Annotated in this window: 14 protein-coding genes and 1 riboswitch; of the genes, 10 read left to right on the forward strand and 4 right to left on the reverse strand. The window is 33.1% G+C overall.

The features are described 5' to 3' along the window. Positions 1–32: 32 nt before the first annotated feature. Both ACFVR1_RS03805 and ACFVR1_RS03810 read right to left on the reverse strand, forming a co-directional pair. Positions 33–1,223 carry a toxic anion resistance protein gene (locus ACFVR1_RS03805; RefSeq protein ID WP_387580562.1) on the reverse strand — a complete coding sequence of 397 codons (1,191 nt, stop codon included), beginning with the start codon at positions 1,221–1,223 and terminating at the stop codon, positions 33–35. After that, positions 1,195–1,872, reverse strand: a complete 678-nt coding sequence (locus tag ACFVR1_RS03810; RefSeq protein ID WP_387580564.1) for a 5-bromo-4-chloroindolyl phosphate hydrolysis family protein — start codon at positions 1,870–1,872, stop codon at positions 1,195–1,197. The genes ACFVR1_RS03805 and ACFVR1_RS03810 overlap by 29 nt, the downstream gene beginning before the upstream one ends. 374 nt (positions 1,873–2,246) lie before the next feature. Between ACFVR1_RS03810 and ACFVR1_RS03815 the strand changes: the two genes are divergently transcribed. The 3 genes from ACFVR1_RS03815 (at position 2,247) to ACFVR1_RS03825 (ending at position 3,681) form a co-directional block, all read left to right on the forward strand. After that, complete coding sequence (locus tag ACFVR1_RS03815; RefSeq protein ID WP_387580566.1) at positions 2,247–2,522, forward strand: DUF1033 family protein; 276 nt, start codon at positions 2,247–2,249, stop codon at positions 2,520–2,522. Between the two features lie 194 nt (positions 2,523–2,716). Further along, on the forward strand, positions 2,717–2,917 hold the full coding sequence (locus ACFVR1_RS03820; protein ID WP_387580568.1) for a cold-shock protein: 201 nt from the start codon (positions 2,717–2,719) through the stop codon (positions 2,915–2,917). A 263-nt stretch (positions 2,918–3,180) separates the two neighbouring features. Continuing rightward, the gene (locus ACFVR1_RS03825) at positions 3,181–3,681 is read left to right on the forward strand and encodes a YkvA family protein (RefSeq protein WP_387580571.1); all 501 of its coding nucleotides are present in this window, start codon (positions 3,181–3,183) and stop codon (positions 3,679–3,681) included. Positions 3,682–3,827: 146 nt separating this feature from the next. Here ACFVR1_RS03825 and ACFVR1_RS03830 read toward each other — a convergent pair whose 3' ends face one another. Beyond that, the gene (locus ACFVR1_RS03830; protein WP_387580574.1) at positions 3,828–5,426 is read right to left on the reverse strand and encodes an ABC-F family ATP-binding cassette domain-containing protein; all 1,599 of its coding nucleotides are present in this window, start codon (positions 5,424–5,426) and stop codon (positions 3,828–3,830) included. A gap of 500 nt (positions 5,427–5,926) precedes the next feature. Further along, positions 5,927–6,442 carry a peptide-methionine (S)-S-oxide reductase MsrA gene (gene msrA, locus ACFVR1_RS03835; protein ID WP_387581229.1) on the reverse strand — a complete coding sequence of 172 codons (516 nt, stop codon included), beginning with the start codon at positions 6,440–6,442 and terminating at the stop codon, positions 5,927–5,929. Positions 6,443–6,564: 122 nt separating this feature from the next. Here msrA and ACFVR1_RS03840 point away from each other — a divergent pair, with 122 nt between their 5' ends. The 7 genes from ACFVR1_RS03840 to metA all read left to right on the forward strand — a co-directional run bounded on the left by ACFVR1_RS03840 (position 6,565) and on the right by metA (position 13,355). After that, entirely contained in the window at positions 6,565–7,512 is a 948-nt protein-coding gene (locus ACFVR1_RS03840; protein WP_387580577.1) for an LCP family protein, read from the forward strand. A 70-nt stretch (positions 7,513–7,582) separates the two neighbouring features. Then, positions 7,583–8,776 carry an AI-2E family transporter gene (locus ACFVR1_RS03845; RefSeq protein WP_387580579.1) on the forward strand — a complete coding sequence of 398 codons (1,194 nt, stop codon included), beginning with the start codon at positions 7,583–7,585 and terminating at the stop codon, positions 8,774–8,776. A gap of 5 nt (positions 8,777–8,781) precedes the next feature. Continuing rightward, positions 8,782–9,177: a sporulation protein gene (locus tag ACFVR1_RS03850; protein WP_387580582.1), complete on the forward strand. Its 396-nt coding sequence runs from the start codon at positions 8,782–8,784 to the stop codon at positions 9,175–9,177. A gap of 540 nt (positions 9,178–9,717) precedes the next feature. Next, positions 9,718–9,939 (forward strand): hypothetical protein, encoded by a 222-nt coding sequence (locus tag ACFVR1_RS03855; protein WP_387580585.1) that lies wholly within the window; start codon positions 9,718–9,720, stop codon positions 9,937–9,939. Positions 9,940–10,013: 74 nt separating this feature from the next. After that, positions 10,014–10,145: an RAxF-45 family protein gene (locus ACFVR1_RS03860; RefSeq protein WP_387580587.1), complete on the forward strand. Its 132-nt coding sequence runs from the start codon at positions 10,014–10,016 to the stop codon at positions 10,143–10,145. Between the two features lie 111 nt (positions 10,146–10,256). Further along, positions 10,257–12,122, forward strand: coding sequence for a ribosomal protection-like ABC-F family protein (abc-f, locus tag ACFVR1_RS03865; RefSeq protein ID WP_387580590.1), 1,866 nt, complete (start codon positions 10,257–10,259; stop codon positions 12,120–12,122). A gap of 128 nt (positions 12,123–12,250) precedes the next feature. Then, positions 12,251–12,362, forward strand: a riboswitch (SAM riboswitch). Between the two features lie 84 nt (positions 12,363–12,446). Continuing rightward, a complete protein-coding gene (metA, locus tag ACFVR1_RS03870; protein ID WP_387580592.1) occupies positions 12,447–13,355 on the forward strand; it encodes a homoserine O-acetyltransferase MetA in 909 nt (302 codons plus the stop codon). Positions 13,356–13,509 lie beyond the last annotated feature (154 nt).

The raw sequence follows: 13,509 nt of genomic DNA on the forward strand, positions 1-13,509 counted from the left end.
GCCTAAATAAATGAAAACAAAAACCGTCTTTCCTAGGAAGGACGGTTTTGTGATTGTTCTGCTATTAAAAGTAGGCGTTGTTTTAATTCTTCTTCCATACGACCGATTTCTATTTCTGCAGCTTTTCGTTTTACACGGCCATCTGCTTGAATTCGAAGTGTTTCCTCGATTGTTTGTAAAAGATTTTCTTGTGTTTTCTTCAATGTATCTATTTCTACTATACCGCGTTCATTTTCTTTTGCTGTTTCAATACTATTTATTTTCAGCATTTCAGAATTCTTCAAGAGTAAATCATTAGTTGTTTTAGTCACTTGCTTTTGTGCTTCAACTGCTTTTTGTTGACGATTAAGCGTTAATGCAATCGCGATTTGATTTTTCCAAAGTGGAATAGATGTCATAATAGAAGATTGTATTTTTTCAGCCAATGTTTGGTTAGTTTGTTGTATCATCCTAATTTGCGGTGCACTTTGAATTGTAATTTGTCGTGAAAGCTGTAAATCATACACTCGTTTTTCTAAACGATCTAAAAATTGTGCCATATCGTTTACTTCTTGATATGCCATTTGGTCATTCGAACTTTCTGCTTTTCTTCTAAGTTCAGGAATTGTTACGTTGGCTATTTCTTCCTTTTTTAGTTCTGCTGCGGCAATATATACGTTTAGAGCTTGGAAATATGTTTTGTTTTGCTCATAAAGTTTGTCCAGCATATGGACATCCTCTACTAAACCCCGTTTAGAATGCTCCAATTGAATCCCAATACGGTCAATTTGTGTGCTCAGCTTTTGATACTTTGTCATCATTTCTTGAACTGAACGATTTACTTTATGAAACAGTTTTTTTATACCCGATTTTTTTTGTGCAGAAAGCTCTTCAGGGTTTATCTCTGACAACTTATTCATTAAGTCACCTAAAATATCACCTACCGGACCAATGTCTTTCTTTTGCACATGATCTAACATTTGGTGGGAAAATCGAGAAAGCTCGGTTTGTGCATTTGCTCCATAAGTTAAAATCGCTTCATAATTACCAGCAGGAATTTGGTCAGCCAACTGACGCGCTTTCTGCTGTTCTATTTCGGATAATCGATCGATCAATTTTGTTGGAGTTGGCTCATTTGTATTAGCAGTTAGAGATTGTTCTTTTGGTGCTGACATTTCAAAGGGACTTTCTAATAATTCATCCATTAAAAAATCATTATTTGTATTCGATAGTTTTTCGTTCATCATCTGATTCTCCTTTTAAATATAAAGGTCGTTCTTTAGTGACGACAGACAACTTAGCAAAATCTAATTCCATTTTTAAATGCTCAATGTCTGAAGCAAGGACGTCTTTTAAGTCATCTTCCAAGACGGAATTCAAAGCTTGTAGTGTATCACGTGTATCTTGCAATGCAATTTTCATATCACTGTTTTTAACTGGTTGAGATACTAACAATGAGTATTTAGAAGTAAGTTCTACTGCAGAATCTAGGTGAGCGTAAAAAAAGTTCTCCGCTTGATAAAATTTACGAGGATTCGCTTTCACTAATGAAATAATACGTTTTGCTAGTCTATTCATTTCAAATAGTTGTTTAAAAGAACTTATTGATCTAACTTTTAGGTATTGGTTATTTAGGGTTCGTACTTTTTTATTTGCTTCTTTTAATTGATTTTGTATGTGAAAATACTCAGAATGTGTTAATTGATGTTTTTTCATGATACTATGTTGTTGCAATTTCTTTATGCTAAAATTCGAAACTAAATAAACACCTAACGCAAGAGCAGAACAAATGAAAAAGCTTTGGTCAAATGCAAAAAAGAAGATGAACCAGGATGAAACCATTAGGGGGATATTTAAAATGTGTCGAAAGATCGTTTGAGCTACTTCAGTCATAATTGGTTACCTCCTTTTATCTACAATATATTATACGAACAATAAGGAAGAAGGTTTCATTTTGAATGAACTAGATAATCCTTATATATTTTGTTAACACCAACGACATACAACCAATTATATACGAAACTCTAATACAATTGAGTTTTTTTGCATTATAAAGGGACAGATTTTTGTCAATTAAATAAATGTTATATTTTTTCTTCGGATAAGTAAATGAATACCCTTTTTAAGAAAAAATTGTATTAACTATAACTTAACCGATAATTGTTTGATTTTCAATTTTATTTTAACCTCATAAGTCATTTAAGTAGACATTCTATTGGATAGCAGTAAAATATGAGTTAATAATTAATGTTAGAGGCGATAAAAAAATGTATGAAATCATTTATATGAAAGCAGACTTTGAACCATGGTGGGCATTTCCTGGATGGGAAGAACATATAATTGAAAGAGTTACTTTTGAAAACAAGGAGGAGGGTATAGCTTTTTTATCTAAAAAACTACTCGAATTTCGTGAAAAATTTCCAGCAGAAAAAATGAAAAATGATAAGTATTGGGCTTTTTGGTCCGTAAAGGAACAATGTTTTTGTGATTCATGTGATGAGGACCTACAAATTTACCATGGAATCATTTGGAATGAAATTTAGTAAACGATTTAGAATTATAAAAATATTTATTGACTATATTTATCCAAATGATATAATTTAATTAACAATTCATAGTGAGAAACCGTATTTGTAATTCACATATCCTATGTAGTGATCGATGTGATATCGGTACTTCATGGAATATGTGAATTTTTGTTTTTTCACGTATTGATTAATTTTTTGGAGGTAATAACATGAAACAAGGTTCTGTAAAATGGTTCAATGCTGAAAAAGGATTTGGTTTTATCGAAGTAGAAGGGGAGAATGATGTTTTCGTTCATTTCTCTGCAATTCAAGGAGAAGGATTCAAATCCCTAGAAGAAGGTCAAAAAGTTGAATTTGAAGTAGTAGAAGGAAACCGTGGACCACAAGCTGCAAATGTTACAAAACTATAATAATAGAAAAGAAGTTCTTCCTAAGTGGAGAGCTTCTTTTTTTTATATGAGGGTTAAGTTGTCATTTTTATTTTATTTGTTTTTAGGTAGGGTGGTTACTTGTTTGAAAAAAGTATTTTTGTATTTTTCGCATCCAGTAACCATCAGCATTGGGACGATAAGTAGCAGAAACTTGTTTATTTTTCTCTTCCTATTTGATTAGATATAGAATGTTTCATTTCTTTGAGTTTTTGGTATAGTAAAATAAGAAAGGAGAGATTACTTTGGATTTTGGATTAAAAAGAGACTTACCACCATATGAACAACAGCTAGATTTTTATGAAAAGCTGCGTTTAAAAGTAATGGATTTTCTTTCAACGAAATCCGGGAAAAAAAATAAATTAGCACCTTATTTATTATTTGCTCCAGATTTGTTTCATTTGTTAATAAAGGCTTTGTTAGATAAACGAATAGATACGAAGAGTAAAACAATAATTAGTAGTGGAATTCTTTACTTTATTTCACCATTAGATTTATTGCCGGAGGGTTTAATAGGGCCAGGTGGATATATAGATGATATTATCGTTGCAACCTTTATCGTAAATATGTTGTTAAATAAGTTTTCCACTGAAATAATTGAAGAGCATTGGGTAGGGGATATTAAACTTCTAGATGCTTTGAAAAAAGTTGCAGAAACTAGTGATACATTGCTTGGGAAACTACCAGTAAGGTCATTACTAGGAAGATATATTAAAAAATCAAGTAAGAAAAGCACAACCCTTTAAGAACAACTTGTTCTTCACTAATTCCCGAGTGCTTTGGACAAAACATTGGATGTACAAGCCTGCAACTGAAATCAACTTGTTAATGGTATAATTTATATACTAATTATGCAAAAAAGCTTAAGGGGCTTATAAAGCCCCTTAAGCTTTTATTTTTGTTGTTCTTTCCATTCTAAATATTCATCGTATGTTAACTGTTTATCATATATCGATCCGTCTTCACGAATTTCAATTACACGATTAGCAATTGTTTGGATGAACTGATGGTCATGTGATGTAAATAGCATTGCGCCTTTAAAAGCTATTAAACCATTATTAAGTGCTTGGATTGATTCCAAGTCTAAATGGTTTGTTGGTTCATCAAGTAAAAGTACATTTGATTCGGACAGCATCATTTTAGAAAGCATACAGCGTACTTTTTCTCCACCAGAAAGTACAGATGGTTTTTTCTTTACTTCTTCGCCAGAGAATAACATACGACCTAGAAATCCGCGGAGGAATGTTTCGCTTTCATCATCAGGAGAATATTGACGTAACCAGTCTACTAGTGAAGTCTCGCTTCCTTCAAAATACTTTGCATTGTCTAGAGGGAAGTATGCACGAGATGTTGTTACGCCCCAACGAATAGAACCTTCTTGTGGTTCCTCTTCTTCTGCAAGAATGCGAAGTAGAGCTGATTTTGCAAGTTCATCACCTAAGAGAATAATTTTATCTTCTTTATTTAAAGTGAAATTCATTTTAGAGAAAAGTTTTTCTCCTTCAAATGTATAACCTAAATCTTGAACTTGTAAAACATCATTACCAATATCACGTTTCATGGAGAAATTCACATAAGGATATTTTCTTGAAGACGGTTTAATGTCGTCTAATTCAATTTTGTCTAACATTTTCTTACGAGAAGTCGCTTGTTTTGATTTAGATGCATTTGCACTAAATCGAGCAATAAACGCTTGAAGTTCTTTAATTTTTTCTTCTTTTTTACTATTTTGATCAGAAGCCAATTTTAATGCAAGTTGACTTGATTCATACCAAAAATCATAGTTCCCAACATAAACTTGAATTTTGCTAAAGTCTAAGTCAGCGATATGAGTACATACTTTGTTTAAGAAATGACGGTCATGGGAAACAACGATAACAGTATTTTCAAAGTTAATTAGGAAATCTTCTAACCATTGAATAGCTTTAATATCAAGATGGTTGGTAGGTTCATCTAAAAGTAGAACATCTGGTTTACCAAAAAGAGCTTGAGATAATAGAACTTTAACTTTCTCAGACCCCGTTAATTCAGACATTTTCTTTTGATGCATGCTGTCAGGAATACCTAACCCTTGTAAAAGGATAGCAGCTTCGGATTCAGCTTCCCAACCATTTAGATCTGCAAACTCTCCTTCTAATTCTGCTGCTCTCATGCCATCTTCATCTGAAAAGTCTTCTTTCATATAAATAGCATTTTTTTCATTCATTACTTCATATAGGCGTTTATGTCCCATAATAACTGTTTCTAAAACTGTGTACTCTTCATATTCAAAGTGATTTTGTTTTAGAATTGCCAGACGCTCATCTGGGTTCATAATCACGTTTCCTTCTTGAGGATCAATTTCTCCTGAAAGAATTTTGATAAATGTAGATTTACCTGCTCCATTTGCACCGATTAAACCATAACAGTTGCCTGGAGTAAACTTTATATTTACGTCTTCAAATAATTTACGATCACCAAAACGAAGACTTACATTACTTACTGCAATCATGGTAGTACCTCCTAAAATTCACAATGCTATTATTATAACATGAATGGGACAAAATTAGGTATTTTTATTAATGAAGAAAATTTAGTTCTTTCATGAATTATGCCAATTGGAATGCATTTATATTAAGCTTTGTAAAATTTTTTGTGGTAATAATATAGACGGTGTGCAGTCAAAAGCTCTAGATAAATTGCTCTTTAGCATTCATTGTAAAGGGGAATTTTGATATAAGAAGGTATTTCTGGAAGTCTGTAGAAGTAATTAATGTAGTGAAAAATAACTGGACTAATAAATTATTGTAAAAGTCATGAAAATTTTTTGCTGTTATAGGAAAAGACCCTTTTGTTTGTTGCAGATATTTATCTTAAGAAATTGGATATTTGGTGTTGAATGAATGCTCATTAGTAATTCAATTAATAATAAATTTAGCTGAGATATTAGAAGCAACTGAAGTATGTTGATACAATAGCCCAGTTCAAAGAACTAAGCTATCGTACTTTTTGTTACTCCCAATATTTTTCGATAAATTCGTCTCGGCCAGATTGAGCACGATCTTCTTTGTAATGTTTCGTACTCTTTTTATAATAATCTTGGTGGTAATCTTCTGCTTCGTAAAAAGTTTTTGCTTCTCTAATTGGAGTTACGATTGGCCTTGAAAACTTGCCACTAGCTGCCAATTGTTCTTTCGATTTTTCAGCTTGAAGTCTTTGCTCCTCTGAATGAACGAAAATAGCAGAAGTATAACTTTCTCCACGGTCTTGAAATTGACCACCTGCATCAGTTGGGTCGATTTGTTGCCAAAAAATTTCAAGAAGTTGATTATATGAAAAAATGGCAGGATCAAATTGGATTTCCACGACTTCTAGATGGCCCGAATTTCCTTTTTTCACATCTTCATATGTAGGATTTTCTAGATGCCCGCCCATATATCCTGATGTTACTTTATGTATTCCGTCCCATGAATCAAATGGCTTTACCATACACCAAAAACAGCCACCTGCAAATGTTGCTTTTTCTATCAAAAGTATCCCTCCTAATCATGTAAAATATATTCTACCACTTCATTAGTAGTTAGACAAAAAACTGAAACTATTATAAATAAAATACGTTAATTATATTAAGGCAAAGGAGAGATTTTTGTATGGATGAAACTCAAGAATCAAAACCGCCCCAACCGAAAAGAAAAAGAAGGTTAAGGGTAGGTAGACTATTCGTGTTATTCCTAGTTTTGACAGTATTGATTTGCGGTATTTATTCCTTTAATCAGTACAACACTGGAGCAAAATTAGCTAGTGGGGAAAATCTAAAGACTGAGGAATTTATAGGTAATAAGCTTAGTCCAAATGATAGAGAAAACATTTTAGTTATTGGTGTAGATTCAAGAGGTGAGGATAAAGCTAGATCAGATACAATGATGCTTGTTTCATGGGATAAAAAGAAAAATGATGTGAAAATAATTTCGTTTATGCGCGATATTTATGCGGAAATTCCAGGATATAAATCATACAAACTAAATACTGCATATTATTTAGGTGGTGTCCAACTACTAACTACAACATTACAAAATATGTTTGATGTTCCTATTCATCATTATGCATTAATTGATTTTAGCAGTTTCGAATCATTAGTTGATATTATTGCTCCAGACGGAGTGCCTATATCTGTAGAAAAAGATATGTCAGAGAAAATAGGTGTATCACTAACAAAAGGACAACATGATTTATCAGGAAAAGAATTGCTAGGTTATTCAAGATTTCGACATGATTCCGAGGGTGATTTTGGAAGAGTTTCTCGACAACAAATCGTTATGGAAGCATTAAAAAATGAAGTACTTTCCATTAAGAACTTACCAAATATACCTAAGTTTATAGGAGCTGCTGAAGGGTATATTGAAACTGATTATACAAAAATGGATAAAGTTAAACGTGTTTTAGAAGCTATAACGAGCGGTAAAGTGGAAATTGAAAAATTAACAATTCCTCTTGAAGGAACCTATTCATTTAACAGTTATGCTCATGCAGGCTCTGTAATAGAAATTAATGTAGAAAAAAACAAAGCTGCAGTTTCAGAATTTTTAAAAGAAAAGTAATACTTTTGCGTTGCTAATCTTTATTTTCCTCCGTAAAATAAAAGTATATTGGAAAGGAAGTTTGATAAGAGTGGAACCTGAAAAACCTTCTTTTTTTTCTACAAGATACATAAAATTTTTAGGAGGACGTAATACATTCTTTACGTTAATAGTATTGCTGTTAACCGGGTTGGTGGTAATGGTATACGATAAAATATCTTTTATTTTTATACCATTAACTGTATTTTTGGGAAGTGTGATTTTACCCATAATTTTAGCGGTTATTGCATATTATTTATTAAGACCAATATTACGACTCTTAGAAAAAATAAAAATTCCTAGAGTTTTGGGAATATTAATCATTTTCCTTGCATTAATAGGATTAATAACATTGCTTGTTTTTTTAGTATTTCCATTTTTGAAAGCCCAATCCATAAGATTAGTGGAGGAATTGCCTAATAACCTTATTCAATTGCTTAATTCTTTAGATACTTTTTTGAGAAACTCTTTTGTAGCAGACTATTATTTACAAATCGAAAGTGATGTAATGGACTTATTAAAAAATGTACCTACTGAAATAAGTAAGTTGTTTCAAAGTACTATCGCAAGTATTGTAAGTGGAATAACCTCAATTGTTGGGGCAGTAACAAGCTTTGTATTATCAATAATTATGGTGCCATTTATCCTTTTTTATTTATTAAAAGACGGAGAAAAGTTACCACAATATATTATGAAGTTATTTCCACCACGTATGAGAGATGATTTACATTCCGTATTTAAAGATATTGATAAACAAATTAGTTCGTATATACAAGGCCAAATATTAGTATCAATGTGTATAGGTTTTATGATATATATAGGGTTTACAATTATCGGGATGGATTACGCATTGTTACTTGGAGTAATAGCAATGGTAACAAGCGTTGTTCCTTATTTAGGACCTGTTATTGCAATCACACCAGCTGCCATCATTGCACTAGTTTCACCACCCTTTATGTTAATCAAACTTGCGGTAGTTTGGACTATTGTTCAATTGGTGGAAGGTAAGTTTATTTCCCCTCAAATTATGGGTAAATCACTACATATTCATCCAATTACGATTATTTTTGTTTTGATAACGTCTGGATCATTGTTTGGTGTACCAGGTGTAATATTAGGAATTCCAGGGTATGCAATCTTAAAAGTTATTGTTTCACATTTTTATACCTTGTTTAAAAAGCGTTATAATAGGTATGAAACGAATTTAGAAAACCATTATGAGTATACAAATAACAAGGTGGACTGAGAGTTATGGCGAAGAAGTTTGAATCTTCCATTAGAGTACAAACGTTTAAAATTGACACTGTAGTCGATCATCCTTATATTGAACATGGGATAAACCTTTCTGGAACAATATATATTGATGGTGTACATGATGACGAGTCAATAGACAATATTAAACTAGAGGTTTTCAAATTAATAAATGGGGAAGTATCCAAAATTGTTTCCAAACATTCTATTGAACTTGTAGGAACAGTAGCATCAAAAGACATGCAAATGGTTCCTTTTGAAATTATACCTGATGATAGATGGCTACCTGATGGTGATGACGAAGTTACAAAACTAATCCTACGTACAACTGTATTATTTGAAAATGGATCCGAATATAACGACGAAGACGAGATTTACTTCGATATTGAAGAATAGATATTTTGAAAGCTCCAGTGAATTTTTGCTGGAGCTTTTTTAAAAAGATAAGATAATACATGGATTATTTTCCTGCGAAACCAGCTTTCATAGATAATACCTCGGATTTCCGTTTTAGGTGGACGCGTTCGTTGTGACGGCTCATCTGTCTCACAGAGGAACAAAGGCTAAGAGCGCCACATCGTGTGGCAACGCCTTCGTGACCAACATCCTGTTGGCCTCCGGCTGGAGTCGCCACCTTTCACTACAATCCAATAATTGAGTAGTACCTAATCGCTAAGAGGATAGAAACAGTTTAAGTAAATGTAGTGATCATGCCATCCTGTAATTGTTGTTGAATAAGAGATACTATTGCTTTTAAAAATTTTGGTGAAATTTTCTGCATCCGGCCATGCTCGCGAAAAGCGTCCTCCTTAGCGGAAAGCAACGACATTCATATAGCTACTCTTCTTAAAAGAACCGGGCGTCATTTTGCCTGGTTTTTCTTATGGATAATACGATAAAAAAAGAGCAATCTAATGGAAAATGAGGAGAGATATTATGAAAAAGTTATTTGCAGTACTCTTAGTTTTCATATTGCTTAGCTTAACTGCTTGTGGTTTCAATAGAAATTCTAATGGACCGCCTAATACCCAAACCCAAATTAATGGTGATGCAAGTCCAAATGCTGTTCCAAATACAGGTAATAAAAAAGTGGATATGAAAAATGATGTTGGAATTCCAGATAAGAATGAAAATAATGACCACCTATTAGATAAATAAGGAAAAATTTATTTGGCATAAAATAAAAGATATGATAAAATATTCTCAACTTAGTGAACGGAGGTGAAGAAAGAATGAAAAACACTGTGAATGCACATGGATTTATATTGGAATTTTTATCCACGTCTTGTGCGATTACTCATGAAATTGAGCCTAACGGGACTAGTCTGTTCTTTTTTAGACAATTTAATGTAATTCACAGCTGATAAGCCATTCTTTCTGAACCACAATTTTAGGAGAAGACTGCTTATATGCAGTCTTTTTTCTTTGCAGAAAAATGCTTCCAGCTAAATCAGAGATGAGAGGAAGCGGAAAATATGATATGTACAATACAAGAAGTTAGTAAAATGCTTGGAGGAAACACGATTTTTGAAAATTTATCATTATCTATCAAAACTGGAGATAAATTAGGGATTGTAGGGCGTAATGGTAGTGGTAAAACAACGCTACTTACGTTAATAACTGGTTTAGAAATGCCAGATGTGGGTAGTATTCACTTCAAAAAAGGAACGAAAATTGGTTATTTAGCTCAAATACCATCATTTTCAGAAGACGTGTCCGGCATCGATGTATTAAATTCAGCATTTGAGGAACTAATAGAATTACAAACTAAGATGAAAGAACTTGAAGGAAAGCTATCCACCGACGACCCTAAGGAGTTAGAGAAATTACTTCAAAAATACGGAGAAATTCAGGAGGAGTTCACTAATCGTAATGGTTATGCGATTGATTCGGAAATCAACAAAGTCATAGAGGGTTTACAATTATCCTCCTTTGTGCATCAATCATTTATGACATTAAGTGGTGGGGAACAGACCAAAATAATGCTAGGTAAGCTCTTATTAACGAAACCTGACTTGTTGTTATTAGATGAGCCTACGAACCATCTAGATTTATTTGCAGTGGAATGGTTAGAACAATATTTAGTTTCCTATTCGGGTACAGTAGTTATTATTTCACATGATCGATACTTTCTAGATCAAGTTGTGACTAAAGTTGCTGACTTGGAGGATGGAGAAATAAAGTTATATCACGGGAATTATTCATCTTTTATTATCGAAAAAGAAGATGCATTAATGCGCGAGTTTCAGCAATATGAAGAGCAACAAAAAAAGATTAAGAAAATGAAAGAAGCAATTAAACGATTAAAAATATGGGCAAACGAAGCTGTGCCGCCAAACGCTGGACTTCATAGACAAGCAAGAAATATGGAACGGGCATTAGAAAGAATGGTGAAGGTAAGAAAACCACTTATAGATCCTAAAAAGATGAGCTTATCGTTTGAAGCCGCTCCTAGAAGTGGGAAAGAAGTGGTCATCATGGAGCAAGTATCGAAAAAATATGGAGAAAAAGTGCTGCTTCAAGATGCTAATTTAAACGTGTATTGGAAAGAACGTGTTGCCATTGTTGGACGAAATGGTACAGGGAAATCTACGATTTTAAAGTCACTTTTACAAGAATTACCGGTTGATTCAGGAAAGGTTCGTCTAGGTAGTAATGTCCGAGTTGGATTTCTGTCTCAGCACTTTGAAATAATGAATCCCAAAGCAAAGCTAATTGATGTATTTCGAAGTGAAGTAAATGTTTTAGAGGGAGATGCTCGTCACATACTTGCTAAGTTTATGTTTTACGGTCCAGATGTATTTAAAAGAGTAGGTGATTTGAGTGGGGGAGAGAGAATGCGCCTGCGACTCGCTCAACTTATGCATCAAGATATCAACTTATTAATGTTGGATGAACCTACGAATCATCTGGATATAGATTCAAGAGAAGTTTTAGAGGATGCTTTAGATGACTTTCAAGGAACAATATTAGCAGTTTCTCACGATCGATACTTTTTAAATAAATTATTTCCTAGAACTGCTTGGCTAGATCAAGGTCAACTTATAACTTTTGAAGGGCCTTACAAATGGGCGCGTGTAAAATGGGAGGAGCAGCAGTTAAAGCAGGCTGCCCTAGTTATAGATCAAAAAAAGGAACCTACAAAGTTAGTGAAAGTTAAGCCTCTAAATGCTCGACCGATTGAAGAAGAAATTGGGATATTGGAAGAGGAAATACTCTTGTTAAAGAAGCAAATTGATAAGGAACAAGACTGGTCAAAATACGAATACCTTCTATCGATCAAAAGTTCGAAAGAAAAAGAATTAGAAGTCTTGATGGAACAATGGTTGGAAGCTCAATAAATTCAATTTTTTGAGAGGGTTACTGAATTATTAGTATCGAAAAAATTTGTTTTATTATTAAATTTTATTGCTTAAATGTTCTGAAAATGATAAAGTTAAAACATTAATTTATCAAATTAAATAATATACTCTTATTAAGAGAAGTTGAGGGATATGGCCCTATGACGCTTCAGCAACCTCTGACATAGTCAGAAAGGTGCTACTTCCATCAAGATTGTTAATGATCTTGAGAGATAAGAACAAAGAGCTTGAAGGAAACCCTCTTTTCTTATCCATTAGAAAAGAGGGTTTTTTATTTTGTAAATGGAAAAGGAGACAAAATAGATGCCTATTAATATCCCACAGAAGTTACCTGCTACTGAATTGCTTAAGGAAGAAAAAATATTTGTGATGGATGAGGACCGCGCTTCCACTCAGGACATTCGTCCCTTGAACATCATTATTTTAAATTTGATGCCTGAAAAAGAAAGAACAGAATTACAATTATTAAGACTTTTAGGAAATACACCACTTCAAGTAAATGTAACGTTCTTAAATACAGCAACACATGAATCAAAAAATGTAAGTAAAACGCATTTAGATACTTTTTACACTACTTTTGAGCAAATAAAACACAGACGATATGATGGAATGATCATTACAGGAGCCCCAATTGAACACTTAGCTTTCGAGGATGTTGATTATTGGGAAGAAATAACTCAAATTATGGATTGGACCAAAACTAACGTGACATCTGTTTTACATATTTGTTGGGGTGCTCAAGCTGCATTGTATCATCATTATAGTATTGGAAAATATGATTTGCCTCAAAAATGCTCAGGGGTATATACACATCGAATTTCCGATCTAACAAACAATCTTGTTCGAGGATTTAATGATGAGTTTAATGCTCCGCACTCTCGTTATACTGCAGTATCTTTTGAAGAAATTCAAAACGATTCGAGATTGATACTTCTTGCAACTTCAGACGATGCAGGAGTTTTCCTTGTTATTTCTGAAGATAAAAAATATATAATGATCACGGGACATTTAGAGTACGATGCAGATACACTTGCAGAAGAATATAATCGTGATGTGAATAAAGGACTTGAAATCGATGTACCTAAAAATTACTTTCCAGATGATGATCCAACGAAACAACCGATAAATTCTTGGCGTTCTCATACGCATTTATTATTTTCAAATTGGTTGAATTATTATGTTTACCAAGAAACACCGTTTGAGTGGGAATAATTCAGCGGGGGCAGTCCGATGACGGATGTCCCTTAATTAGGTAGGAAGATTTGTGATATAGTCTCGATTTCATCAATTTGGTCTCGGATTTATTAGAGTTGGTTGCGATTTCATATACTTTAGTCTCGCTTAAGGATAAATTGGTCTTGTTCTG

This window comes from Psychrobacillus sp. NPDC058041 (genome assembly GCF_042885655.1).
Lineage (GTDB): Bacteria > Bacillota > Bacilli > Bacillales_A > Planococcaceae > Psychrobacillus.